Source organism: Neomoorella carbonis (assembly GCF_045278715.1).
GTDB lineage: Bacteria > Bacillota > DSM-521 > Neomoorellales > Neomoorellaceae > Neomoorella > Neomoorella carbonis.
The window spans coordinates 921,750-944,889 of sequence record NZ_CP136420.1 but is presented as its reverse complement, the minus strand read 5'-3'; the positions used below and the strand labels follow the sequence as shown (position 1 = coordinate 944,889).

The 23,140-nt window shown below is 57.0% G+C and carries 27 protein-coding genes, 1 pseudogene and 1 riboswitch; of the genes and pseudogenes, 2 read left to right on the top strand and 26 right to left on the bottom strand.

The annotated features are described in order from the left end of the window. Positions 1-9: 9 nt before the first annotated feature. From trxA to MCACP_RS04885, 3 genes are all read right to left on the bottom strand, one after another. Positions 10-336, bottom strand: a complete 327-nt coding sequence (gene trxA, locus MCACP_RS04895; RefSeq protein ID WP_406678262.1) for a thioredoxin — start codon at positions 334-336, stop codon at positions 10-12. 19 nt (positions 337-355) lie between these two features. Then, positions 356-637, bottom strand: coding sequence for a CC/Se motif family (seleno)protein (locus MCACP_RS04890; RefSeq protein WP_269085188.1), 282 nt, complete (start codon positions 635-637; stop codon positions 356-358). 61 nt (positions 638-698) lie between these two features. Beyond that, on the bottom strand, positions 699-866 hold the full coding sequence (locus MCACP_RS04885) for a DUF2197 domain-containing protein (protein WP_406678261.1): 168 nt from the start codon (positions 864-866) through the stop codon (positions 699-701). A 118-nt stretch (positions 867-984) separates the two neighbouring features. Between MCACP_RS04885 and gpr the strand changes: the two genes are divergently transcribed. Next, positions 985-1,962: a GPR endopeptidase gene (gene gpr, locus MCACP_RS04880; RefSeq protein WP_406678260.1), complete on the top strand. Its 978-nt coding sequence runs from the start codon at positions 985-987 to the stop codon at positions 1,960-1,962. A gap of 199 nt (positions 1,963-2,161) precedes the next feature. On the opposite strand, the pseudogene MCACP_RS04875 reads toward gpr, so the two are convergent. The 4 genes and pseudogenes from MCACP_RS04875 to MCACP_RS04860 all read right to left on the bottom strand — a co-directional run. Further along, positions 2,162-2,368: pseudogene (locus MCACP_RS04875) on the bottom strand (small, acid-soluble spore protein, alpha/beta type); the annotation flags it as partial. Positions 2,369-2,499: 131 nt separating this feature from the next. Continuing rightward, on the bottom strand, positions 2,500-2,895 hold the full coding sequence (locus MCACP_RS04870) for a hypothetical protein (protein ID WP_406678259.1): 396 nt from the start codon (positions 2,893-2,895) through the stop codon (positions 2,500-2,502). Between the two features lie 84 nt (positions 2,896-2,979). Next, complete coding sequence (recG, locus tag MCACP_RS04865; RefSeq protein WP_406678258.1) at positions 2,980-5,025, bottom strand: ATP-dependent DNA helicase RecG; 2,046 nt, start codon at positions 5,023-5,025, stop codon at positions 2,980-2,982. A 6-nt stretch (positions 5,026-5,031) separates the two neighbouring features. Then, positions 5,032-5,268 (bottom strand): DUF1858 domain-containing protein, encoded by a 237-nt coding sequence (locus MCACP_RS04860; protein ID WP_406678257.1) that lies wholly within the window; start codon positions 5,266-5,268, stop codon positions 5,032-5,034. Between the two features lie 135 nt (positions 5,269-5,403). Between MCACP_RS04860 and rpmB the strand changes: the two genes are divergently transcribed. Next, entirely contained in the window at positions 5,404-5,592 is a 189-nt protein-coding gene (gene rpmB, locus MCACP_RS04855) for a 50S ribosomal protein L28 (RefSeq protein WP_406678256.1), read from the top strand. A gap of 46 nt (positions 5,593-5,638) precedes the next feature. On the opposite strand, the gene yfcE is transcribed toward rpmB, so the two are convergent. The 19 genes from yfcE to rsmB all read right to left on the bottom strand — a co-directional run bounded on the left by yfcE (position 5,639) and on the right by rsmB (position 23,128). Beyond that, positions 5,639-6,202 (bottom strand): phosphodiesterase, encoded by a 564-nt coding sequence (gene yfcE, locus MCACP_RS04850; protein ID WP_406678255.1) that lies wholly within the window; start codon positions 6,200-6,202, stop codon positions 5,639-5,641. A 9-nt stretch (positions 6,203-6,211) separates the two neighbouring features. After that, positions 6,212-6,679: a 6,7-dimethyl-8-ribityllumazine synthase gene (gene ribH, locus MCACP_RS04845; protein WP_406678254.1), complete on the bottom strand. Its 468-nt coding sequence runs from the start codon at positions 6,677-6,679 to the stop codon at positions 6,212-6,214. Positions 6,680-7,007: 328 nt separating this feature from the next. Continuing rightward, positions 7,008-8,222: a bifunctional 3,4-dihydroxy-2-butanone-4-phosphate synthase/GTP cyclohydrolase II gene (locus MCACP_RS04840; RefSeq protein ID WP_406678253.1), complete on the bottom strand. Its 1,215-nt coding sequence runs from the start codon at positions 8,220-8,222 to the stop codon at positions 7,008-7,010. A 25-nt stretch (positions 8,223-8,247) separates the two neighbouring features. Continuing rightward, complete coding sequence (locus MCACP_RS04835) at positions 8,248-8,898, bottom strand: riboflavin synthase (RefSeq protein ID WP_406678252.1); 651 nt, start codon at positions 8,896-8,898, stop codon at positions 8,248-8,250. Beyond that, the gene (gene ribD, locus MCACP_RS04830) at positions 8,871-10,013 is read right to left on the bottom strand and encodes a bifunctional diaminohydroxyphosphoribosylaminopyrimidine deaminase/5-amino-6-(5-phosphoribosylamino)uracil reductase RibD (RefSeq protein WP_406678251.1); all 1,143 of its coding nucleotides are present in this window, start codon (positions 10,011-10,013) and stop codon (positions 8,871-8,873) included. Before ribD ends, MCACP_RS04835 begins: the two co-directional genes overlap by 28 nt. 81 nt (positions 10,014-10,094) lie before the next feature. After that, positions 10,095-10,212: riboswitch (FMN riboswitch) on the bottom strand. 44 nt (positions 10,213-10,256) lie between these two features. Then, positions 10,257-10,910 carry a ribulose-phosphate 3-epimerase gene (rpe, locus tag MCACP_RS04825; protein WP_406678250.1) on the bottom strand — a complete coding sequence of 218 codons (654 nt, stop codon included), beginning with the start codon at positions 10,908-10,910 and terminating at the stop codon, positions 10,257-10,259. Between the two features lie 3 nt (positions 10,911-10,913). Beyond that, the gene (gene rsgA / locus MCACP_RS04820) at positions 10,914-11,780 is read right to left on the bottom strand and encodes a ribosome small subunit-dependent GTPase A (RefSeq protein WP_406678249.1); all 867 of its coding nucleotides are present in this window, start codon (positions 11,778-11,780) and stop codon (positions 10,914-10,916) included. 10 nt (positions 11,781-11,790) lie between these two features. Beyond that, entirely contained in the window at positions 11,791-13,638 is a 1,848-nt protein-coding gene (gene pknB / locus MCACP_RS04815) for a Stk1 family PASTA domain-containing Ser/Thr kinase (protein ID WP_406678248.1), read from the bottom strand. 4 nt (positions 13,639-13,642) lie between these two features. Further along, on the bottom strand, positions 13,643-15,028 hold the full coding sequence (locus tag MCACP_RS04810; RefSeq protein WP_406678247.1) for a peptidoglycan D,D-transpeptidase FtsI family protein: 1,386 nt from the start codon (positions 15,026-15,028) through the stop codon (positions 13,643-13,645). Beyond that, entirely contained in the window at positions 15,025-16,281 is a 1,257-nt protein-coding gene (locus MCACP_RS04805; protein WP_406678246.1) for an FtsW/RodA/SpoVE family cell cycle protein, read from the bottom strand. Before MCACP_RS04805 ends, MCACP_RS04810 begins: the two co-directional genes overlap by 4 nt. Beyond that, positions 16,274-16,984, bottom strand: a complete 711-nt coding sequence (locus MCACP_RS04800; RefSeq protein ID WP_406678244.1) for a Stp1/IreP family PP2C-type Ser/Thr phosphatase — start codon at positions 16,982-16,984, stop codon at positions 16,274-16,276. Before MCACP_RS04800 ends, MCACP_RS04805 begins: the two co-directional genes overlap by 8 nt. Further along, a complete protein-coding gene (locus MCACP_RS04795; protein ID WP_406678243.1) occupies positions 16,938-17,420 on the bottom strand; it encodes an FHA domain-containing protein in 483 nt (160 codons plus the stop codon). The genes MCACP_RS04800 and MCACP_RS04795 overlap by 47 nt, the downstream gene beginning before the upstream one ends. A gap of 18 nt (positions 17,421-17,438) precedes the next feature. After that, entirely contained in the window at positions 17,439-18,188 is a 750-nt protein-coding gene (locus MCACP_RS04790; RefSeq protein WP_406678242.1) for an FhaA domain-containing protein, read from the bottom strand. Then, on the bottom strand, positions 18,188-19,255 hold the full coding sequence (gene rlmN, locus MCACP_RS04785) for a 23S rRNA (adenine(2503)-C(2))-methyltransferase RlmN (RefSeq protein ID WP_406678240.1): 1,068 nt from the start codon (positions 19,253-19,255) through the stop codon (positions 18,188-18,190). Before rlmN ends, MCACP_RS04790 begins: the two co-directional genes overlap by 1 nt. Positions 19,256-19,377: 122 nt before the next feature. Next, on the bottom strand, positions 19,378-19,512 hold the full coding sequence (locus MCACP_RS04780) for a cyclic lactone autoinducer peptide (protein ID WP_406678239.1): 135 nt from the start codon (positions 19,510-19,512) through the stop codon (positions 19,378-19,380). 27 nt (positions 19,513-19,539) lie between these two features. Beyond that, a complete protein-coding gene (locus tag MCACP_RS04775) occupies positions 19,540-20,181 on the bottom strand; it encodes an accessory gene regulator ArgB-like protein (RefSeq protein WP_406678238.1) in 642 nt (213 codons plus the stop codon). Between the two features lie 81 nt (positions 20,182-20,262). Then, the gene (locus tag MCACP_RS04770; RefSeq protein ID WP_406678237.1) at positions 20,263-21,123 is read right to left on the bottom strand and encodes a sensor histidine kinase; all 861 of its coding nucleotides are present in this window, start codon (positions 21,121-21,123) and stop codon (positions 20,263-20,265) included. Next, the gene (locus tag MCACP_RS04765; protein WP_406678236.1) at positions 21,113-21,619 is read right to left on the bottom strand and encodes a hypothetical protein; all 507 of its coding nucleotides are present in this window, start codon (positions 21,617-21,619) and stop codon (positions 21,113-21,115) included. Before MCACP_RS04765 ends, MCACP_RS04770 begins: the two co-directional genes overlap by 11 nt. 147 nt (positions 21,620-21,766) lie before the next feature. Further along, positions 21,767-23,128 carry a 16S rRNA (cytosine(967)-C(5))-methyltransferase RsmB gene (gene rsmB, locus MCACP_RS04760; RefSeq protein WP_406678235.1) on the bottom strand — a complete coding sequence of 454 codons (1,362 nt, stop codon included), beginning with the start codon at positions 23,126-23,128 and terminating at the stop codon, positions 21,767-21,769. Positions 23,129-23,140: the final 12 nt, after the last annotated feature.

The following is a 23,140-nucleotide window of genomic DNA, read 5'->3' as shown; positions in this document are numbered from 1 at the left end:
AATCTCCCCTTAATGTATGGCAGCTTCCAGCTGTTCCTTTAGCTTTTCCTTGGGCATATAGCCGATGACCCGTCCCACTTCCCGGCCATCTTTAAAGATAACCAGGGTAGGTATGCTCATAATACCATAGCGGGCTGCCAGTTCCTGATTTTCATCGACGTTCACCTTGGCAAATTTCACATTGCCAGCGTAGTCTTCGGCCAGCTGATCCAGCACCGGGGCCATCATCCGGCAGGGACCGCACCAGACGGCCCAGAAATCAACTACCACCGGTAGCGGTGCTGACAGAACTTCAGCTTCAAAGGCGTTGCTATCCACATTAACGGGCTTGCTCATATTTTCTTACCTCCCCAATTTAATAATTTTGCACTCCATCAACAACGAGCTGTTTAAAGGGGCCAAAGCCTACCAGGTCCACATCCAGGCCACGTGAAGCTTTAATCCCTTTTTGCAGGTAAACCTTTAAGCCGTTGAGCTGCTGGACAATAAAGTTTTTCACGTCAGCTGGCGCGCCTGCATACACGGCAGGACGAATGGATAGTCCAGCTCAACCGCCGCACATCTCCAGTTTAATGGTAATGGTATCGGATTTTTCTTTGATATATTGTTCCGCTTTCGGGCTAATACGAATTTCCATCTTTTTTCCTCCTCTCGTTTTATGATTATACTATATATATTTTTCGCTGTCAATATGTTATTTATAATGGTTTTTCGGGTTTTTGAGCTTGCAGTGCCTGATAGCGCAACCTGGCACGGCAGGTTTCGCAGGTGTAGACGGCATTCTTGTCCCTGGCTAATTTACGATAATCCTTATGTACTTTGGTAAGCTCCTCTTTTCGACCGCAGAGGGCACATTTTACTTCCATCAGTCTCACCTTCCCTGAGGGCAAATATTCAACACGTAAGGAAACTTTTCCTTTTTGATGTATATTTTTTTTCATTATGGAAAACCTGAAGGCAGGGTTTAAAAAGGAGGAAACCACCTTGGAGCGCGCCGAATTTTACCGGCTTTCAGGAGTTATCCTGGATCTGGCGGTAGAAGCCCATGCTCTTTTACGCGGGGCTACACAGCAGGAAGTGCCCGGGGTAAGGGAAGATAAAGAACAGTATCCTAACGCTTCGGTTACAACCATTACGATCATGAATGCTATGGGCGAGCAGGCTATGGGCAAACCCCGAGGAACTTACATAACCATTGACGCCCCGGCCCTTCGCTCCGAGAACCCGCCCGTTCATGAAGAAATAGCCGGTCTCCTGGCCCAGAAGCTCAACCTGTTATTAGAAAAATGGCATGTCGGTCCTACCGACCCGGTGCTGGTGGTGGGTCTGGGAAACTGGGAAGCGACCCCGGACTCCCTGGGTCCAAAAGTAATCAACCAGTTTACAGTCACCAGGCATTTATTAAAATTTGCCCCGCAAAATATGCCTCCTGGAACCAGGCCCGTCAGTGCCCTGGCCCCCGGTGTCCTGGGTACCACCGGTATTGAAACGGCGGAAATCCTCAAGGGTGTAGTAGAAAAAACCCGTCCCCGGGCGTTGATTGCCATTGATGCCCTGGCCGCTGGCGATCTGCAGCGTATAGGCAGCAGCATCCAAATTACCGATACCGGTATTAGCCCCGGCTCAGGAGTGGGCAATCAGCGTGCCGGTATCAATCAGCAAACTATGGGTGTTCCCGTCATTGCCATCGGTATTCCTACTGTGGTCCATGCCGGCGTGATTATTTATGAAGCCCTTAACCAAATGCAGCAGGCTTTTCCCCATGTCAACCTGCAGCTCGATCAGGCTGTGGCCCAGAACCTTACCCGCAACGTCCTGGCACCCTTTGGCGGTAACCTTACCGTAACCCCCAAAGAAGTTGACGACCTGGTACATAATCTGGCCTGGGTTATTGGCAATGCCCTCAACAGGACCCTGCATAGCGCTTTACTGCAGGCCAGGGCGGCCATACCCTTACATTAAAAAGATGGCGGGTTAAACCCGCCATCCGGAATTGCCTTTACTGGGTCAATCCACCCAGCCCACCGGGATTGTACTGCTGGGCATTGATGTTTAACTTCTGGCCACCGGCATTATAAGCGGGATTGGGCCCGCTGATGCGGCCGGTAACGTTCTGGGCGGCACCCAGTTCAACATCAGCACCACCAAGGCCGCCGGCTGCTTGATTGCTCAGGCTCTGCTCATAAGCAGCGATCATCTTCTTGACCATGAGCCCCCCTACAGAACCGTTAACCTTGGAGGGCAGGTCACCCAGGTAACCGTCGTAATTGGTGATCCCCAGTTCGCTGGCCACTTCCTGCTTGAACCTTTCCATCTGGCCGCGGGCCTGGGGGATCAGGAGACGGTTGGTCCTTCCTCCACGCGGCATTCAGTTTCACCTCCTTTTCCTTTGTGCAGTCTTAGTATTAGCCGGCGGCCTTTTTTTATGCTTAGTATTATTTGGCTAGCCTAATTTTGTATTAATATTTTAAAAAAAGAAACGCCCTAAAGGGCGCATTTTTATAGCCGGCCACCGTGGGCCTCAAGGATTTCCCGGGCTTCCTCCACCCGGGACGCTTGCGTTACTACGGTAACTAAAAAGCCCTCGTTGCCGGCTACGCCGTAATCCTTTAAACCCACACCGCTGACAGAAGGGTCGGCGGCCAGCAGGGCCCTGGTGTCGGTTTTTACCAGGGGGTTAATATCAGCGGAATAAAGGGTCAAGCCGGTAATGGTATTGGCCTGGTTGGCCAGGGGGTTATTGTACTGGGCATTATAGCGGGTGCCAAAACGTCCCACCCGGTCAAACTGAACCTGTGTTATACCGACCGCTTTCAGGGCATTGATGGCTTCCTGGGCCCGGGTGCTGCTGGAAAAGGAAGCCAGCAAGGAACGCTCATCATTTTCTAGTTGCATAAAATCACCTGCGTGCCAATTTTTATGTTTAGTATGGCTGAAAAATAATTTAAACATACCCATCTGTTTCTGGTATATTTTTCCTTAATACAATTGCAGGCTTGCAATTTTTTCCTTGGCTGCCAGGTAAAGCTGGTGGTATTCCGGCTGCTGCCAGAGGTTTTCCCGGCAAATCAGGCGGGCATCCTGGCGGGCCTGTTCCAGGATGCGGCCATCCTCCGGCAGCCTTGCCAGGCGAAATTCCGGCAAGCCGTGCTGGCGGGTGCCAAAGAACTCTCCGGGGCCTCTGAGGCGCAGGTCGGCTTCGGCAATGGCAAAGCCGTCCTGACTGGAGGCCAGGATAGCCAGCCGCTCCCGGGCTGCCTGGCTGTTGCCGGTGATAAGCACACAATAGGCCGGTGCTGTACCGCGCCCCACCCGGCCCCGCAGCTGGTGTAGCTGGGCCAGGCCCAGCCTTTCCGCCCCTTCGATTAACATTACCGTAGCATTGGGCACGTCGACTCCTACCTCCACGACCGTCGTCGCTACCAGGATAGCGATTTTTCCCTCCCGGAACGCCTTCATTACCTCCTCCTTTTCAGCAGGTTTAAGGCGCCCGTGAACCAGCCCCACCGCGTATTCAGGAAAGACTTCTTCCTGTAACTTTTTCGCCATGGCGATGGCGCCTTCCGCAGCTACGCTGTCGCTTTCATCGATTAAAGGACAGATGACGTAGGCCTGGTGGCCATGCGCAATCTCCCGCCGGATTAACTGGTAAGCTTTTGCACGCTGCTTTTCCGTTAAAATGCGGGTAATTACCGGCTGCCGCCCCGGCGGTAGCTCGTCCAGAAGGGACACATCCAGGTCACCATAGATTGCCAGGGCCAGGGTCCGGGGAATGGGCGTAGCCGTCATGACCAGCAGGTCGGGAGCCCGCCCTTTGGCCTGCAGGGCGGCCCGCTGGTCAACGCCAAAGCGGTGCTGCTCATCGATAACGACCAGACCCAGGGCCTTAAAGCTGACATTTTCCTGGATCAAAGCATGGGTACCTACTACCAGGGGCAGCTGGCCGGTGGCCAGGCCGGCCAGGACAGCTTCCCGCTCCGGCCGGGAGGTGTTGCCCGTCAAGACGGCTACCGGCACTTTTAAGGGCGCGAGGATTTTCTGCAGGGTTTGCCCGTGCTGCTCGGCCAGGACTTCTGTGGGAACCATCAAGGCAGCCTGCCAGCCGCCGGCTACAGCCTTAACCATGGCTGCTGCCGCCACTACGGTTTTGCCCGAACCGACATCCCCCTGGAGCAGGCGGGCCATCGGCCGCGGGTTTTCCATATCGGCCAGGATCTCGGCCAGCACCCTTTCCTGGGCCCGGGTCAGTTTAAAGGGCAGGGTAGCTATTAATTGCCGCACCAGCCCGTTGTCCGGGGTATGGGCAATGCCCCGGACGCCGGCTTCACGCTGCCAGCGGCTTAAAGTTAAAGCCAGTTCCCAGATAAGAAGTTCTTCATATTTAAGGCGCCGCCGCGCCTGGTGCAGGGCGACAGGATCGGGGGGGAAGTGAATATATTTCAGGGCCTGGTAGCGGGTTAAAAGGCGGTAACGTTGGCATAAATGGAGGGGTAAAAGCTCAGGCAATTCTCCCCGGACTTCTTCCAGGGCCTGGTGGACAATCAGCCTCAACCAGCGCTGGCTTAAGCCCGTCGTCAGGGGATAAAAGGGTACGATACGCCCCGTATGGAGGCCGCTGTCTCCCTCCCCAAGGGCTTCATAATCACTGACCTGGATTTCGGGAACATAACCCCGGTAATTTACCTTCCCGGTAAGGACGACCTCGCTTCCAACACGTAGCTGGCGCTTGATGTAGGGCTGGTTAAACCAGATGGCATAGCCTGTCCCCTGCCGGTCCTGGATGAAGGCACGGAAGAGGCGCAAATTTGGACGCAGTTCTCTTTCTTCCCACGCTTTGATTTTTACCTGGACGGTAATTATTTCCCCGGCCGTTGCCGCCGCCAGTTTCTTTAGCTGGCGCCGGTCTTCATAACGCCTGGGAAAATGCCAGAGGAGATCGCTCACCGTCTGGATGCCGAGCTTGTTCAGGCAGGCTGCTTTCTGGGGACCTACATATTTTAACACTGTCACCGGGCGGTCGTACATCCAGGCTCATCCCCGGCTTTTAATGGCTTTATTCAAGTCTTTCAGCAGGTCTTCCAGGTTAACGCCGTGACTGCGGGCGCCGCCGGCAATGGTTTCATTCATAGCACCCATGCATTCCAGGCAGCCCATGCCATAGCGGTAAAATACCTGCCGCACCTGGGGATAGGCCTGCAATACTTCCAAAATGGAGAGGTCTGGGGTTATTTGCAAAGGAACGACGTTTGTTTTCTCTTGCCCGCTCATTCCCTTCACCACCTGATTATTATTTTCAACAGGCCCCGGCAACTCCCTGCCCGGCAGGAGAAATTTATTTCCTTGCTTTCTAACCCTTTCTCTGGTAAAATATCGCCCGTAGGGTTGAAAAGCGAGGTGAAACGAATGGCAGTCTGCAGCATCTGTGGCAAAAGGACGACTACCGGCAATCAGGTCAGCCACTCCAATATTAAGACCAAACGCACCTGGTCTCCTAATCTCCAGCGGGTCAAGATTATTTTAAACGGTACCACCAAAAAGGTTTACGTCTGTACCCGCTGCCTGCGTTCAGGCAAGGTACAGCGAGCCGTCTAAAAGGCATTTAAATTAACCCGGGGTGACTTAACCCCGGGTTTTGTCTTTACGCCGGCCAGGGCAACTCCTTCAGGACTTCGCCAGTTGCCAGGGCCAGGATTTTAACGCCGGCCTCATCGGCTACGGCTACTGTTTTCAACTTGCCCAGGGGACCGCTGTGGGGCAGGCTGGGACTGCCCGGATTGACAAAAAGGCGCCCGTCCCTGGCAGCCAGCATGGCTGCATGGGTATGGCCGGTTATCCACAGGTCGGCCCGGTAATAGGCGGCCAGGTGTTCCGCGTCGCCTTCACCTAAACGGTGGCCGTGCTGGGCAATCAGGCGGTACTTGCCCATCTGGACAACTACCTGTTCCGTTATTGGTAAATTTAAGACCATGGCATCTACTTCCGCATCGCAATTCCCCCGGGCAATCAAAAGGGGTACCGGCGACTGCTGCAAGAGCCCGGCCAGATCCTTAGGAGCATAGGCGGCCACGATGGGGTTCCTGGGGCCGTGGTAAAGGACATCGCCGGCATGGATGATCAGGTCTACACCCTGAAAGCAGTTGGCCAGGGCCTGTTCCCAGGCGGCGCCGTCGCCATGGGTGTCACTGATGATTCCTACCCGCATCTTATATCCCTACCCTGCCATTGTTTTAAAGAGATTGGCCATTTCCATGGCCGCCATGGCGGCATCAAAGCCTTTATTGCCGGCCTTGGTACCGGCCCGCTCTATGGCCTGCTCAATATTGTCGGCAGTTATCAGCCCGTAGATCACCGGTACGCCGCTGTTCAGGCTTACCTGGGCAATGCCCTTGGTCACCTCGGCGGCTACATATTCAAAATGGGGGGTGGCCCCGCGGATGACTGCCCCCAGGCAAATGACGGCGTCATAACCGCGGGCCGTCATCTTTTGCGCTGCCAGGGGAATCTCAAAGGCTCCCGGCACCCAGGCCACATCAATGGCCTCCGGATCGGCGCCATGGCGGGTAAGGGCATCCAGGGCCCCGTCCAGCAGTTTGGAGGTAATAAACTCGTTGAACCGGCTGACGACAATGCCGAACTTCAGTCCCCGGGCCTGCAACTGGCCCGCTAAGATATTGGGCATGGGTAAAAAGGCCTCCTTCTTGAAATATCTACTCTGCTTGCCAATGAACAGGCTAACCATGGGCTGGCATTGTTTGGCTCGCTCCGTGGTCCTCGCGGAGCGTCCTATGGCTCAGCCAGGGCTTAAGGCGGGGTCCCGGCCTGTTCGGCGTCCTTGCCTTTAGAATCCGGCCGAAGGCCTCGCTGTCCTCGGCCCCGTCCTCGCTCTGCAGCTTCACCAAGTCCGCTTCGCCACTCGGGTCAAGTCGCTCGCTCCAAACAAAAGCCAACCTAATCACTATCACGGTCCACAAGAAATAAGCTTCGTTGAGATAACCCCAAAAAGCCTTTTAGCTAATCTGCAATAGGTGGCCCATTTTTTCCTTTTTCGTTTTCAGGTAACGCCTGTTGACCCGGTTGGGGCGCATCTCGATAGGAACCCTCTCGACAACTTTAAGACCATATCCTTCCAGGCCGGCAATCTTTTTGGGATTATTGGTAAGGAGCCGGAGCTGGCGGACGCCCAGGTCGGCCAGGATCTGGGCGCCGATGCCGTAGTCCCGCAGATCGGCCGGGAAACCCAGGGCTTCGTTGGCTTCCACCGTATCCTTGCCTTCTTCCTGGAGCTTGTAAGCTTTAATTTTGTTGAGGAGGCCTATCCCCCGCCCCTCCTGGCGCATATAGAGGATGACGCCGCGGCCTTCCGCTTCGATCATGGTCATGGCCTGCTGAAGCTGCTCGCCGCAGTCGCAGCGTAAGGAGCCAAAAACATCCCCTGTCAAGCATTCGGAGTGAACCCGGACCAGCACCGGCTGGCTGCCGGCAATATCTCCCTTCACCAGGGCCAGATGCCCCTTGCCGCTCATTATTTCTTCATAGGCGACGGCTTTAAAATGGCCGTAAGCGGTGGGCAGGTCGGCCTCGGCAACCCGGCGGACCAGCTTCTCCGTCCGGCGGCGGTATTTGATTAAATCGGCGACGGTAATAAGCTTCAAACCGTGTTCCCGGCAGAATTCATAGAGCTGGGGCACCCGGGCCATGGTCCCGTCCGGATTCATGATTTCGCAGATGACCCCGGCCGGGTAAAGGCCGGCCAGGCGGGCGAGATCCACGGCGGCTTCTGTATGCCCGGCCCGTCGCAATACCCCATCTTGTTTGGCCCGCAAGGGGAATATATGCCCCGGACGGCGCAGGTCTTCCGGCCGGGTACGGGGGTCAATAAGCTTTTTAACAGTAACAGCCCTTTCAAAGGCGGAAATACCCGTCGTAACTTCAGCTGCGTCCACGGAGACGGTAAAAGCCGTTCCCATGGTTTCCGTATTCTGCGTGACCATGGGGCTCAATTCCAGTTCATCCAGGCGCCGTCCCTCCATGGGTACGCAAATGAGACCACGGGCATAGGTAGCCATGAAGTTGATGGCTTCCGGTGTAACCTTTTCGGCAGCGATAATCAAATCGCCTTCATTCTCCCGGTCCTCATCATCCACCACCACCACCATACGCCCGGCCCGGATATCGTCAAGGGCTTCTTCAATGGTATTGAATTTAATTTTTTCTTCGCCCACGGCGAATCACCTTCTTCCCCTGATATTAAATAAAGCCATTGGCGGCCAGGAACTCCACGGTCAAACCCTGGCGGCCAGTTTCCTCCCCGGGCCCGGTGAGGAGCTTTTCCAGATAACGGGCCAGCAGGTCGACTTCAATATTCACCCTGTCTCCCGGCCCCTTGGTCCCCAGGATGGTATGCCGGGCCGTATGAGGAATGAGGCCAACTGTTACCATGTTCCCCTCGACGGTGATGACCGTCAGGCTCGTACCATCCAGGGCCAGGGAACCTTTAGGAGCAATGTAGCGTTCCAGGCCGGGAGGTACCGCAACTTCCATTTCCCAGGCAATCCCTGCCTGCCGCTTTGTTTTAATTTCCCCCACGCCGTCTACGTGCCCGCTGACCAGGTGGCCGCCCAGCCGCTCGCCCAGCTGCAGGGCCCGTTCCAGGTTGACTTGATCCCCCGCTTTTAAAGAACCGAGGGTGGTAACCCTTAAAGTTTCAGCCATAACCTCGGCTACCAGGGCGGCTGGCGTTAATTCAACCACCGTCAGGCAGGCGCCATTAACGGCGATACTATCACCCTGGCGGGTACCGGCCAGGACCTTCCTGGCGGCGATAGTTAAACGGGCCCCCTGGGCAACAGCTTCTACCTTGCGGACAATCCCTATCTCTTCAACCAAGCCGGTAAACACGCTTCTCCCCTTCTTTTGCCCAGATAACCGCTTAACATAATATCCTCACCACAGGTCGCCACCTCTACTTTTTCCAGCTGCCAGGCTTCTTGAGGGCTCGCTACCCCGGGGCCCCCTACCGGCCCCGGGGCAGCTACGCCGCCAAAGATCCTGGGAGCAATAAAAGCCACCACTTTATCTACTATCCCGGCAGCCAGGGCGGTAGCATTTACCCCGGCCCCACCTTCCACCAGGATACTCGTAACCTGGCGCCGGGCCAGTTCAGCCAGCAGGGGCTGCCAGGCTACCCGTCCGTCTTCTTCCGGCAGGACCAGGACCTCGATGCCCCTGGCGGCCAGCTGCTGCCGGGCTTCCGCCGGTGCCGCCGCGGTGGTGGCCACCAGGGTCGGCGCCCGGGAGGCCAGGTTCAACACCCTGGCCGTTAAGGGTATCCTTAAACGGCTGTCCAGGATTACCCTAACAGCGTCACGACCCCTGCCCCCCGGCAGGCGGGTGGTGAGCTCGGGGTCATCGGCCAGGACGGTTCCGATTCCCACCAGGATGGCGTCGTGGGTATCACGGAGCTCGTGGGCCTTTAACCTGGCTGCCGGGCCGGTAATCCAGCGGGAAGCACCGGTACGGGTGGCGATTTTACCGTCCAGGGTCAGGGCCATTTTCAGGGTGACCCAGGGCCGCCCGGTGGTAATATACTTGATAAAGGCTTCATTCAGCCGCCGGGCTTCATCTTCTAAGAGGCCCGTCTCCACTTCAATCCCGGCCCGGCGAAGGGCCTGGAAGCCGCCACCGGCCACTTTGGGGTTGGGATCGGCCATAGCTGCCACCACCCGCCGGATCCCGGCAGCTATAATGGCTTCCGTGCAGGGCGGCGTGCGGCCATAATGGCAGCAGGGCTCCAGGGTAACATAGAGGGTGGAGCCTTTAGCTGCCTCACCCGCCGCCCGCAGGGCATGAATTTCGGCATGGGGAGTACCCGCCCTCTGGTGGTAACCTTCGCCTACCACGCGACCGTCGCGGACAATCACGGCACCAACGGCCGGGTTGGGGCTCGTGCGGCCCAGGCCCAGCCGGGCAAGTTCCAGCGCCCGGCGCATGTACTCGACATCCTCTGGAAGCATTTCCGCTTGCTCCTCTATTTTTTTGCAGCCATTAAAAAACCCCGGGGGCGTACTCCGGGGTTAGAAAGGGCAAAGGATACAGAACGCCTTCTCCCTTCCAGACTGTCACTGTCGGCCCCGGAATTGCACCGGGTCTACCTTTACGGCTCGCGGGCTATTACCGCCGGTAAGGAATTGCACCTAACCCCGAAGGACGTTACTGTAATTATAGACCTGTAACCTGCCCGCGTCAAGGAGCAAGTGCTAGCCTCCTGCTTCGCGCAAAGCGTTAATGGCTGCCGCCCGGTCCGGGCGGCCAAAAATGGCCGAACCGGCTACCAGGACGTTGGCTCCGGCCCGGCAGGCCTCCCGGGCTGTAACCGGCGTAATTCCCCCGTCCACCGCCAGCAGAATATCCCGTTTACGCTGGCGCAGTATTGCGGACAGGGAAGCTATTTTAGGTAACATGGCCGGGATAAACTCCTGGCCGCCAAAGCCGGGGTTTACCGTCATCAGTAAAATCATATCCACCTCAGCCAGGATATGATCCAGGGCTGACAATGGTGTGGCCGGGTTTAAAGCTACTGCCGGCCGGCAGCCGGCGGCGCGAATTTGCTGCAGTACCCGGTGGAGATGGGTGCAGGCTTCGGCGTGGACGCTGATATAGTCAGCGCCAGCGGCGGCAAAGGGGGCAATAAAGTCTTCCGGCCGGGAAAGCATCAGGTGCACATCAAAAATCAGCCGGCTTTTGGGCCGTAAGGCGGCTACCAGGTCCGGCCCAAAGGTGATATTGGGGACAAAATGGCCATCCATAATGTCCAGGTGTAACCAGTCGGCTCCAGCGGCAGCCACGTCTTCTATTTCAGCCTGCAGGTTACTGAAATCGGCGGCCAGCAATGAGGGGGCAATAATGGTCAAAGATTAATAGCTCCTTTCCCTGGCAATAACCTCGTCTAGAAAATTAAGGTAATGTTCATAGCGGTGCCCGGGAATTTCCCCGGCCTCTACAGCTGCAGTCACGGCACAACCGGGTTCACCCCGGTGCAGGCAAGAATTAAAACGGCAACGGCCTATTAAGGGCTCCATCTCCGGAAAATGGCCGGCTACCTCCAGCCGGTCCAGGGGAGGTAAGTCCAGGCGGCTGAAGCCCGGAGTATCGGCTACCCAGCCTCCGCCCGGAAGGCGGATTAATTCGGCATGGCGGGTGGTATGGCGGCCACGGCCACTTTTAGCGCTCACTTCGCCCGTGCGCAAGTTTAGTTCCGGGTGGAGGGCATTGAGGAGGGAGGACTTGCCCACCCCGGAGGGGCCGGCAAAGGTACTGAGCCGCCCGGCAAGAATCTCCTTCAACTTTTCTACCCCCTGGCCGGTGCGGGCGCTGGCGATTAAAACCGGGTAGCCGATTTGCCGGTAAATAGCGGGTAAATCCAGATACTCCTCCCGGCCGACATCAACCTTATTCCAGACGATAACGGCCTGTATATCCTTAACGCTGCTCAAAAAAAGCAGGCGATCCAGCAGTTCCAGGTCCGGGGGCGGGGTGCTTAAGGAAAAAACGATTATAGCCTGCTCCACATTGGCCACGGCCGGACGCTCCAGGATGGTACGCCGGGGTTTTACAGCTTCAATCACCCCTTCCCCGGGACCCAGGGGCACCATTTCCACCCGGTCGCCCGGCAGGAGGTCGGCCTCGCGCCGGAAACGGCCCCGCAGGCGACAGGTCCAGACCTGGCCCCCGCTTTCAACATAGTAAAACCCGCCGTAACGCCGTAATAGGATGCCTTCCATACCATCCTCCCTACGGTAGATCCTGGACGTAAATTTGATTGCCATCGCGGAATACCTGGAGCTTACCCTTGCCAAAATACGTTATTACGGCTTGAAGCTGCTGGCCTTTCTTCTGCTTCTGTTTCAGCACTTCGCTGGTTCCTTTGGCATCGGTAACGACGATCCGTACCTCATGATCTTGATCATCAGGCGCCGGGGCAACAGTGACACCCAATTGTTTCTGGGCCGGTCCCGGCCCCTGGCTGACAACTAAATTGATGGCGCTGCCCTGCAGGACACTGGACCCCGGTCGCGGGTCCTGGTCAATGACTATCCCAGGGAATTGCTCCTCGCTGCGCTGGTAAGTAAGGGTCCCCTGTTGCAGCTTCGCCGCCGCCAGCAGCTGCTGGGCTTCGGCCAGGGTTTTACCAACCAGAGGGGGGGCAGGGATCAACTGGGGTTCCGGACCTTTGCTGACAATTAACCTGACCTCGGTACCTTCGGGTTGCTTGCTGTTACCGGGAGGATTTTGCTCCACTACCGCTCCGGCGGGAATAGTGGGGTGATATACCTTCAGCGTATCGGCGGCGACCCGTAAACCGGCATTTTCCAGCTGCAGGCGGGCGTCCCGTTCCGTTAAACCGACGACGGGAGGCACCGTCACCATCCGGCTGCCCTGACTGACTGTCAGAGTCACGACCCGACCGCGGCGCACCCGCTCGCCGGGCGCGGGTTCCTGGGCCATTACCTGTCCCGCCGGTACCTCAGAGCTATACTGCCTGCTGCCCACCTGGCCTCGCAAACCGGCTGCGGCCAGCCGGTCCAGGGCCTGGCCTTCAGTGAGGCCGGTTACAGGCGGTACCACCGTCTCCCCAACGAGCAGATAATAACGAAATCCAGCCCACAGTCCGGCAGCGGCCAGGCCTAAAAAGAGGAGGACCATCAAAACCCAGGCCCACACCCGCGGCCGCCGGTGCGGCCGGGATTGAGCTGCCGGAGGGTCCGAAGCCTCCACCGCCGGCAAGACCTGGGTGGCAAAGGTATCTTCCGCCAGAGCATTTTTTACCGCCAGCAGGTCGGAACGCAGGGCGGCCGCCGACGGGTAGCGCCGTTCCGGATCCTTTTCCAGGGCACGCATGACGATACGTTCCAGGGCCGGCGGGACACCGGGGTTTATCTCCCGCAAGGGTCGAGGGGATTCCTGGATATGCTTGATGGCCACGGCTACCGGGGTCTCACCGTGGAAGGGAAGATCCCCGGTCAGCATTTCGTACAGAACAATGCCAAAGGAATAAATATCCGCCGCCGTGCCGGTAACTCCGCCTCTGGCCTGTTCCGGCGCCAGGTAATGAACCGAACCGACCATGGTCCCGCTGTAAGACATGGTCGCTTCGTTGACGGCCTGGGCGATACCAAAATCGGTTACTTTGACCCGGCCGTTGCGGGTGATGAGGATGTTGTGGGGTTTAATATCCCGGTGGATGACACCATTTTCATGGGCATGTTCCAGGGCGTCACAGATCTGCAGGGCTATTTCGATAGCTTCCAGGGGTGGCAGCGGCCCTCGTTCGGTAATAACTTCCTTTAATGACCGGCCTTCAACATACTCCATAATCAGGTAATGGATGCCGTCTTCCTGGCCGACGTCATAGATGCTGACCACATTGGGATGGGACAAGCTGGCTACAGCCTGGGCTTCCCTCTGGAAGCGGGTTAAAAAGTCCTTATCGCTGGCAAACTGTTCCCGCAAAATTTTGATGGTCACATAGCGGTGCAGCAGGCGGTCCTGTCCCCGGTAAACCCGGGCCATACCCCCGCCCCCCAGCTCATCAATTATCTCATAACGACCTTCCAGGATTTTACCAATCATTTTATCCATTTTATCACCGCCTCAAGGCTGCCGCCAGAATTTCCCGGGCAATGGGGGCTGCTACTACGCCACCCGCACCGGCATTTTCCACGACAACGGCTACAGCGATCCGGGGTTCTTCAGCCGGGGCAAAGGCCACCAGCCAGGCATGGGCTTCGCCCCCGGGATTCTGGGCGGAGCCTGTCTTGGCCGCCACCTGGATCCCTGCCAGGCTTGCGGCTGTAGCTGTCCCACCGTTAACTGTAGCCACCATGGCTTCTTTAATATCCGCCGCAACTTTAACTCCGGTTACTAACCGGAGGGGACGCGGCACGGCCTCCCACAGGAGCCGGCCACCTGCTGCCGTTACTTTATCAACCAGGTAAGGCTGCATTAAGATACCCTTATTGGCAATAGCCGCAGTGACCATGGCCATTTGCAGGGGCGTTGCCAGAACGGCCCCCTGGCCAATGGAACTCTCTGCCAGGGCGCTGGTATCCAGGCGGCCCGGCACTCGAGATTCCTCGACTGGCAGGTCGAACTTTAAAGGTTTGTCAAAGCCATACAGGGCTGCCGTTTCTTTAAATTTATCCGCCCCGGCTTCCAGGGCCAGGGTGGCAAAGGTAACGTTGCAGGAATACATCATGGCCTGCTGGAAATTCAGGTGGCCATGGGGTCGGGGACAGGTAAGCTTCCAGCCCTGGATTTCCAGGTAACCCGGGCAGTAGAAATCACGCTGTAAAATGCCGGGGTCGGTTTCCAGGGCCGCGGTGGCTGTTACTAACTTCATAATCGAACCGGGGGGATAGAGGCCCTGGATCGCCCGGTTCAAGAGAGGACTGCCGGCACCGGGGCTATTGATCCTCTGCCATTCCTCCTCCAACCGGTTGGGATCAAAGGTCGGACTGCTGGCCAGGACCAGGACGGCGCCGGTACGCGGGTCCAGGGCCACAACCGCTCCCCGCCGGCCGGCCAGCAAGCTCGTTGCCAGGCGTTGTAAGTCGGCATCCAAGGTGAGGTAAAGATTACTCCCCCTGGCCGCCTGTCCCAGCAAACGCCGCCCTTTATTGACCAGGTGCTGCCAGCCGGTAAGACCGAGGAGATCGCCATCCCGGCTGGCTTCCAGGCCGCTGCTGCCAAAGCGCTCGGAAACATATCCCACCACCTGGGCCGCCGCCGGGCCGTAAGGATACTGGCGCTGGAACCGGCCCTGGTTTCCAACCGTCTGGGCCAGGACCCTGCCGGCGCGATCATAAATTGTCCCCCGCTCGGTTTGCTGTTCCACCAGGTACAAGCGCGGGTTCAGGGGGTTTAAATAAAGTCTCTCCCCGGCTATAGCCTGGATGTAGGTCAGGTAAACAATGAGAATGACGAAAAATACACCTGTCGCCAGGGCCAGGCGGCGCACCTCGGTTTTCATGGGTCGGCCTCCCGGCCGGCAGCGCTGACGTTGAGGAGTAAAGCCAGCAGCAGGTAGCTGATCACCAGGGAGCTGCCGCCGTAACTAACAAAGGGCAGGGTTACCCCCGTCAAGGGCAGGAGCTTGCTGACCCCGGCCATAATAATCAGGGCCTGGAAGGTGCAGAGTACGGTCAACCCGCCAGCCAGCAGCACGCCCTGCTCCTCGGGGGCCCGGAGGGCGGCGCGGAAGCCGCGCAGGGCAAACAGCAGGTAGAGAAGGATAATCCCCAGGCTGCCCATTAATCCCATTTCCTCGGCCATGGTGGCAAAAATAAAGTCGGTGGCGACGGCCGGGATTACCTGGGAATAACCAAGGCCCAGGCCGGTGCCAAAGATACCGCCGCTCCCCAGGGTGATCAGGGCCTGGACAACCTGGTAACCGGCCCCGCTATAATCTGCCCAGGGGTTGATCCAGACGGCAATGCGCGCCCGCAGATATGGAAAAATCAGGTAAGCCAGTATCGCTCCCAGGCTAAATAAGGCTCCCCCTGCCACACAAAAGCGTATTTTGCCGGTGGCCAGGTAGAGCATGGCCAGGAAAGTAACGAGGAGAATCAATGCCGAACCCAGGTCCCGCTGCAGGACCAGCAATAAAACGGCCAGGGCTACAGCCACCAGGAGGGGGCCCCAGGATAAACGCCCGGCTCCCTGGACCAGCAGTTCCCTTTTGTCGCTTAAATACCCGGCCAGGTACATAACCATGAAGACTTTGACAGCTTCTACCGGTTGCATGCGGAAGGAACCTAGGGTCAGCCAGCTCTTGGCCCCGCCGATGCGCGTCCCCAGCAGGACGGTAATGAGGAGGAAAAAAAGCCCCAGGGATAAAAAGAGGTAGGGATACTGTTCCAGGCGCTGGTAATCCCGGAAGCCTACGGCTACGACTATGAGGACTAAAAGCCCCGTTATGGTCCAGATAATCTGGCGGTAAGCAAGTCCGGGATCCAGTCGGAACAAAAAGATAAGCCCCAGGGCCGTCAGGGTAGCCGCCAGGGGAAGGAGATATTGATCGCCGCCATGGCGGGTAGCCCTTAAAATCAGGTGCGCCCCCCAGAACCCCCCCAGCAGCAGGGCCAGGGCATAGCCTGGATGCCAGACGGGCTGGCGGGAGACAACGGTTACCATATAACCGTACCCGGCAGCCAGGATCAAAGACGGCCAGATAAGCAGGGTCATCTCTTGCCCCCGGTTTGTGCTGGTACCGCCATTACTCATAAAGGGCTAACACCACCGTGACATTATCCGGCCCGCCTCGTTCCAGGGCCAGCCGCAGCAATTCTCGGGCAGCTTCACCCAGTTCCTGGTGGTGGTTTACAATTTCTGCCAACTCTTCATCGGAAATGACCTCATAGAGGCCGTCGGTACATAAAAGCAACCGGTCCCCGGGCTTAAGCTCAATTTCCCGGCTGTCAATATTAACCGTACCCCCGGTACCCAGGGCCCGGGTAAGGATATTGCGCCGCGGGTGCAGGCGGGCCTCTTCCGCCGTCAGGCCTCCGCTGCGAACAAGTTCGCCCACATAAGAATGATCGTTAGTTAAGACCTGTAACTGTCCGTCCCGGAGCAGGTAGGCGCGGCTGTCGCCGATATGGACCAGGAAACCCTTGGAGCCCACTATCCAAATAGCCGTCAGGGTTGTGCCCATCCCCGCCCGTTCCTGGCTGGCAAGGGAACACCGGTAAACTATTTCGTTGGCAAATTCTGCCGCGCCCAGCAACCGGGACAATGGTTCTCCCGCAGGGCCGTTAAAAAGCCTGTCCTCCAGGGCCCTTAGAGCCAGGTGGCTGGCAACTTCCCCGGCCTGGTGCCCACCCATACCATCGGCTACGGCAAAAAGCCCCCGTTCAACGTCGCTAATAAAATAATCTTCATTACCGGGCCGCACCAGTCCGGTATGGGAAAGGGCCTCGGCTCGCATCTTCCCACCCCACTTTAAAGGTCACGCCGCCGATCCGCACTTCATCGCCAGGCCGTAAACTCTGCGGGCCGGTTAATAAGTGGCCGTTGACGTAAGTCCCGTTGGTGCTATCCAGGTCAAGCAACTGCCATTCTTCGCCGCGACGGGTAATTACAGCGTGACGGGCCGAAACGTGAAAGTCGTTAATTACAATATCATTATGTCGATCGCGGCCAATGGTAATATTTTCGCCGAGAAAGTATCTTTCTCCTCTTTTTATGTTACCGTTTTTTGCTTCCAGGACGATTAAAACCGGCCGACCACCTGTGCCGCGGGAACGCTTAATGTAGTGACCCGGCCCCAGCTCCAGGTACATGAGCCTTAAGACATGCCACAGGAAAAGGTAGATTAAAATTACAAAGACAAATCTCAACCCGGCCAGCAAAATTTCTGCCAAAGTAACCACCCGTTCCGGCTAGCTTACCTGTAATTCTAACACAGTACGACCCACCTGTATACGATCACCGGGTTTTAAAAAGGCCCGTTCCACCCTCTTGCCGTTAACCAGGGTGCCGTTGCGGCTGCCAAGGTCCACCAGCAGGACACGGTCATGGTTTTCCTCCAAATGGCAGTGGCGCCGGGAAACCTGCTCGTCGGTGAGAATAAAATCGCAGGCCGGCTGGCGCCCCAGGACCTGCTTTCCGGGCCGCAGGAGAAAAGTACGCCCCGCATCCGGCCCGGCAATAACGGTTAGCTTTAAGGAGGGCTGGCCTGGCCGGTCAACCTCCCCCTCCTCGACTGCCTTGTAAATTAAAGTATCGCCTTCATCATGGGGGTTGCCCTCCTCCTGCGGCCGCTCTTCTTCCATACGGGCGTGGATACGCACCTCACCCGGGCCCAGTTCGTCTTCTACCTCCAGCTCTACCCTGGGTTCGCCGACCATGGTTAAATTTTGCTCGGCAGCCTTCTTTTTTAAGTAGCCGGCCAGTTCACTGGCCAGGGCATGTTCAAAGGCCGACAGACGTTCAAAATCCTTGGGATTTAAATGAACCAGGTAAATATTGGGCACGTAAACACGGCTGACGCTTACCGTCCGCCGGGCAACCATAGTTTTAACCAGTTTTTTGGCAATCTCCACCGGTTGGAGGGGAACATCGGCCCCGCGGCGGAAAAGGCTATCAAAAAGTCGCTGCCAGAATCGCTCGTTTTTTTCCAGCCAATCCATTAAAACACCTCCCGGCCGGCGTTGCTGCGGAGCTGGCCGCAGGCGGCGGCGATGTCCTGTCCCCGGCTTTCCCTTACGGCAGCTGCCAGGCCGGCCCTTTGCAGCCAGGAGGCAAAAAGCCGCGCCTTCGCCCTGCTTACACCCTTGTAAGGGCTACCGGGAACCGGGTTTAAGGGGATCAGGTTGACAAAGGCCAGCACCCCCTGGAGCAACTCGACCAGGCGCCGGGCGTCTTCCCGGCGGTCATTGATGCCGGCAATGAGAGCATATTCAAAGGTAACCCGCCTTCCCGTTACCTGGCCATAGTGGCGGCAGGCCGGAACCAGCTCTTCCAGGGGATAACGCCTGTTAATGGGCATTAACCGCTCCCGCAGCTCATTGGTGGCGGCATGGAGGGAAACGGCCAGTTCCAGGGGCGGCTTCTCCCCGGCCAGCTGCCTGATCTGGGGCACCAGGCCACAGGTAGAAATGGTTATCCGCCGGTGACTAATACCCCACCCTTCCGGGTGTGCGAAGATGCGCACCGCCTTTAAGACGGCCCGGTAATTAAGCAGGGGCTCTCCCATGCCCATAAAGACGATATTGCTCAAGCGGGCTTCGGGGTCCTGCAGCTGCATATCTTCTACCAGGGCCAGGGCCTGGAGGACAATTTCCCCCGGTGTGAGGTTGCGGCGGAAGCCGTCCTGTCCGGTGGCGCAAAAAGTGCAACCCATGGCGCAGCCAACCTGGCTGGACAGGCAGGCGGTCTGCCGCTGGCGGCCATCTTCATAAGACATAAGGACACATTCAATCAGCTCACCGTCGGCCAGGCGCAGCAGTAACTTCCGGGTCAGGCCGCCGTCCGCCACCCTTCGGTTTACGACCTCTACCGGTGGTAGGCCAGCCTGACCGGCCAGTCGGGATCGGAAAGTCCGCGGTAAGTCGGTCATTGCCTCCAACATGGTAGCCCGGCGGCGGTGGAGCCAGTGAAAGAGCTGCCGGCCGCGATAGGGCGCTTCACCCAGTTCCGCTGCCAGTTGCGCCAGTTCCTCAGGTAGCAGGCCCCGCAGGTCGATCCTGGTAGTCATAACCATCCCCTGGCATTATTATGAATGAAGCTATACCATAATATACCACATTGTCCCCGGCTGGGGTCAAGATAAAGAAAAAAAGGGGAGCGACCCCCCTCAGCTATGTAATACCTTTTTCACTATTTCCTTAAACTGGCCGGGACTTCCGGCTGATACCACGCCAAAAGACTGGTTGGTAGGGCGCTGCTGTTGGCCACCAGGACAGCGAGGGCCACGCCCAGGGAAACTACCGTGGCCGCCAGTTTCTTCAACATGAAACTTCACCTCCTTTTCTCCAGCTTTTATCCCAGGGGCAGGAGGCGTTTTAACAGGCCGTCTGCCCACCCCACGGCGGCAAAGCCAAGAGGTGTCAGGGCCAAGCTCTGGATAACTAGAGCCAGGAGGCTACTGGTCAGGACGCTACCGGGCCACCCCTGGTAATAACCCAGGCTAATGACCGCTAACCAGACAAGCAACCATAAATAACAGGCTCTCTTCAACCTGGCCCGGCGCACCGGGTTGATAACAGGCGCCGCCGCTATGTCTGCTGGCGCCCGGCGCCAAGCAATTACCAGGCCGGCTACAAATACCAGTAGCCCAACCGCCGGCAAACTCCCTCCTATGGCACCTGCCAGCCAGCGGGCCAGGTTGGCCTGGATGATTAAGGTTAACAACGACAAGATTAGACAGCGATAATAGGCGCTGCAGTGCACGCCGCCGGCCAGGAGGCGGTAAGTGGCCATAGTTATGAGGGCTGCCATCATCTCCGGCAGCAGATCCAGGTACCAGGCAACGACTACAAAGACAAGCAGCTGCAGGCTGGCCCCCATGGCCACCTCCAGGCCAAAGGCCACCACCTCAACCTCCGGTTTCCGGGTGTCAGCCGGCAACCTGGATACCAGGTAAGCGGCGGTGTTATGAGCTAAACGATGTACACTTAACAAGGTTTGCCTGCCTCATAAATGTTTGCTAATTCTACCATAATTATTCTACGATTTTTTTCAGATTCCTGCCGCCCTGACAAATTATATTAAAACAGGAAATTTCACCGTGAAGACCGTACCCTGGTCGCTGCTGCAGACATCGATCTGGCCGTTATGGGCTGCCACCAGCTTCTTGACGATGTAAAGTCCCTGGCCGTGGTTGTCTTCATCGACCTTCTTCGTGGTAAAACCCCTTTCAAAAATTTTTTTCTGCAGCTCCAGGGGAATGGCCGGGCCGGTGTTGCCCACCTCAAAGCAGTAGTAGTTGCCGGCATTAAAGATCCGCAGCCAGATGCGCTTCTCCACACCGGGCAAGGCGGCCAGAGTGGCTTCGATGGCGTTGTCCAGAAGGTTGCCAAAGATGCTGGTGGCATCCGTCTGGGGCAGCAAGAACCCCTTTAAATCGCTGTTTATTTCGTATTGAAAGCTTATCCCCCGGGCTTCCGCTGCGGCAGCCTTGGTCTGGAAAAGGGCCGCCAGAACCGGCTGGTTGACTTCGATGATGCGGGTGGGCTGGCTCACCTCGTTGCAGAGCGAGGTTATGTACTCCAGGGCGGCGTCAGCCATCTCCAGCTGCAGCAGGCCGTAGACCGTCTGCAGGTGGCTGATGAAGTCGTGGCGCTGGGCGCGTAAATTCTTAAGGCTCTCCTTTAAATTTTCGATATACAGTTCCTGTTGCAGGAGCTGCATATCCCGGCGGGCGGCAGAAAATAATACATAAATCATGCCTATAGAACTAAACATTAGTAATGAAGAAAGAGCTAAATGGCCTACCGGGGTATTTTCCAGGGATAAAACAGAAAAGGCATGCTGGACATAATAGCTTATATTCAGAATAGCAATTAAAAGACTCTGCAAAAGTACCAGGAAGATAATAACCCACGTTAAATTTTTACTTTTCATCTTCTTTTTCCCTTCCAGTGGGTTTTACCAACAACCTGTTGCCAGGAAGCAGAGAAAAGCGCCGCCGACGGCAGAAGTAGGCTGCTACTCCTAGGAGTATTTCATCCGGCAGGGGAAAAAGAACCCTTAGCCATGGATCCCGCACGGCTATTTCAAAAGGGATGCCGGTTATATAAAAAATAAAAGGTATAGATATGCCTTCAACAATGCCTAAGGCCAACATACCCAGAAAAGCAGCCATCAGCCCTTTAAAGAAATCAACTCGTAAAACCAGTAGCATCGTCAAACCCAGCACAAGTATTCCAGCTAATGTATGAACTCCAAAACCCAAGGGTAGGTGCCGGAAAAAAAAGGAGAAAACCGCCACTATTACTCCAACGACAACAATCCCTTTCATCCTGGGATATTCGTCAACTAAGGCCAGACCTAAAGTAACTAAAATTATTTCCTCCGGTATTGACTGAAAGATCAGGGCTGTCCAGGGCATAACATCCATATATTTCCCTCCTTGTCACGAATCCGGAAAGCCCTTTTGACATGGGGGACCGTTCTCAACAAATGAGTTTTTTACAACTTTTTTCGCTTAACGCATATTATCCACCTAACTTTATTCTGCATAAAAAGGTAAAACCCTTTAAGGGGTCTACCTTCTTAAGCGCGCTATGAAAAAGCCGTCGGTACCGTGGCGCTGGGGCAAAAACTGCACCCAGCCCTGGCTGGCCGCGGCTTCCAGGTCAGATGGTACGACCGGCAGCCACGGTTTAAGGGAAACGAGGGAGAATTCCTGCGCCTGTTCCAGGAATTGCCGGATAACTTCCTGGTTTTCTTCCGGGGCCAGGGAGCAAGTGCTGTAGACTAAAACCCCGTCCGGCTTTAAAGCCCGCCTGGCTCCCAGGAGCATTTCCAGCTGCAGCCGGGCCAGTTCCTTAATCCCGGCCAGTTCTTTGCGCCAGCGGGCATCGGGCCGCCGGCGCAAAACCCCCAGCCCTGAACAGGGCGCGTCAATGAGCAAATAATCGGCAAGCCCCGGGTAACGTCTCCCCAGTTCACGGGCATCCGCCAGGGCCGTTTGCACGCAAGTTACACCAAGGCGCCGGCAGTTTTCTTTAATTAACTCCAGGCGGGAAGGATGGACATCGCAGGCCAGAATCGTGCCCCTGTTGGCCATAAGCTGGGCCAGGTGAGTCGTCTTGCCGCCCGGGGCGGCACTGGCATCGATAACAAAAGACCCTGGTTCGGGTTTTAAAGCATGACCAACCAGCTGGGAACCTTCATCCTGGACATAGAACAACCCTTCCTGAAAGGAAGGGCTGGCCTCTACCGCCCCCAGTCCTTCAACTATAAGGCCTTCCGGGGCATAGGGGGCAGGCCTGACAGAAGCTCCCTCGCCCTGGAGGCGCGCGGCCAAGCCGGCTACTGTCGTCTTCAGGGTATTGGCGCGGATCGCCATGGGCGCCGGTCCATTATTCACCCGGCAGAGGGCTTCCGTCTCTTCATAGCCAAACTGCTCCAGCCATTTATCTACCAGCCAGCGGGGATGATAATAACGCAAGGCCAGGTAGCCGGCTGGATCACTCGCCGGTTCCGGGTAAGGTAGATCCTCCTTGCGGCGTTCCAGGTTGCGCAGGATGCCGTTTACCAGGCCTACCGTGCCCCGGTGACCGTATTTTTTGGCCAGTTCCACCGTTTCATAGATGGCCGCCCGCGCCGGTATCCGCGGTAAATAGAGCAACTGCGCCCCTCCAAGGCGTAAAAGGCAACGAATCCATGGCGGTAGTTTTGCCAGGGGGTATTTTAAGAAGAGACCCAGGGCCCAGTCCAGGGTTTGCCACGCCTTGATGGCACTGTAGGCCAGCTCCGTGGCCAGGGTACGGTCACGGCCCTCCAGGTTGGCGGCCCGCAAGACTTCATCCAAGGCCAGGGTGGCAAAGGCCCCTTCCTCCGTCACCCGGTAAATGACCTGCAGGGCCGCCTCCCGGGCCGAGGCAGCCGGCCTGAGTTTCACTTTCTGTTACCT

Excerpts from the sequence above, each read along its gene's own strand:
- MCACP_RS04805 (WP_406678246.1), bottom strand. The coding sequence starts at position 16,281 with ATGAGTAATGGCGGTACCAGCACAAACCGGGGGCAAGAGATGACCCTG.
- MCACP_RS04790 (WP_406678242.1), bottom strand. The coding sequence starts at position 18,188 with ATGGATTGGCTGGAAAAAAACGAGCGATTCTGGCAGCGACTTTTTGAT.
- yfcE (WP_406678255.1), bottom strand. The coding sequence starts at position 6,202 with ATGCGGGTAGGAATCATCAGTGACACCCATGGCGACGGCGCCGCCTGG.
- rlmN (WP_406678240.1), bottom strand. The coding sequence starts at position 19,255 with ATGACTACCAGGATCGACCTGCGGGGCCTGCTACCTGAGGAACTGGCG.
- rsgA (WP_406678249.1), bottom strand. The coding sequence starts at position 11,780 with ATGGAAGGCATCCTATTACGGCGTTACGGCGGGTTTTACTATGTTGAA.
- MCACP_RS04860 (WP_406678257.1), bottom strand. The coding sequence starts at position 5,268 with ATGAGCGGGCAAGAGAAAACAAACGTCGTTCCTTTGCAAATAACCCCA.
- MCACP_RS04770 (WP_406678237.1), bottom strand. The coding sequence starts at position 21,123 with ATGAAAAGTAAAAATTTAACGTGGGTTATTATCTTCCTGGTACTTTTG.
- MCACP_RS04765 (WP_406678236.1), bottom strand. The coding sequence starts at position 21,619 with ATGGATGTTATGCCCTGGACAGCCCTGATCTTTCAGTCAATACCGGAG.
- trxA (WP_406678262.1), bottom strand. The coding sequence starts at position 336 with ATGAGCAAGCCCGTTAATGTGGATAGCAACGCCTTTGAAGCTGAAGTT.
- MCACP_RS04780 (WP_406678239.1), bottom strand. The coding sequence starts at position 19,512 with ATGTTGAAGAAACTGGCGGCCACGGTAGTTTCCCTGGGCGTGGCCCTC.
- recG (WP_406678258.1), bottom strand. The coding sequence starts at position 5,025 with ATGTACGACCGCCCGGTGACAGTGTTAAAATATGTAGGTCCCCAGAAA.
- ribD (WP_406678251.1), bottom strand. The coding sequence starts at position 10,013 with ATGCTTCCAGAGGATGTCGAGTACATGCGCCGGGCGCTGGAACTTGCC.
- rpmB (WP_406678256.1), top strand. The coding sequence starts at position 5,404 with ATGGCAGTCTGCAGCATCTGTGGCAAAAGGACGACTACCGGCAATCAG.
- MCACP_RS04870 (WP_406678259.1), bottom strand. The coding sequence starts at position 2,895 with ATGCAACTAGAAAATGATGAGCGTTCCTTGCTGGCTTCCTTTTCCAGC.
- MCACP_RS04810 (WP_406678247.1), bottom strand. The coding sequence starts at position 15,028 with ATGAAAACCGAGGTGCGCCGCCTGGCCCTGGCGACAGGTGTATTTTTC.
- ribH (WP_406678254.1), bottom strand. The coding sequence starts at position 6,679 with ATGCCCAATATCTTAGCGGGCCAGTTGCAGGCCCGGGGACTGAAGTTC.
- pknB (WP_406678248.1), bottom strand. The coding sequence starts at position 13,638 with ATGGATAAAATGATTGGTAAAATCCTGGAAGGTCGTTATGAGATAATT.
- MCACP_RS04885 (WP_406678261.1), bottom strand. The coding sequence starts at position 866 with ATGGAAGTAAAATGTGCCCTCTGCGGTCGAAAAGAGGAGCTTACCAAA.
- MCACP_RS04800 (WP_406678244.1), bottom strand. The coding sequence starts at position 16,984 with ATGCGAGCCGAGGCCCTTTCCCATACCGGACTGGTGCGGCCCGGTAAT.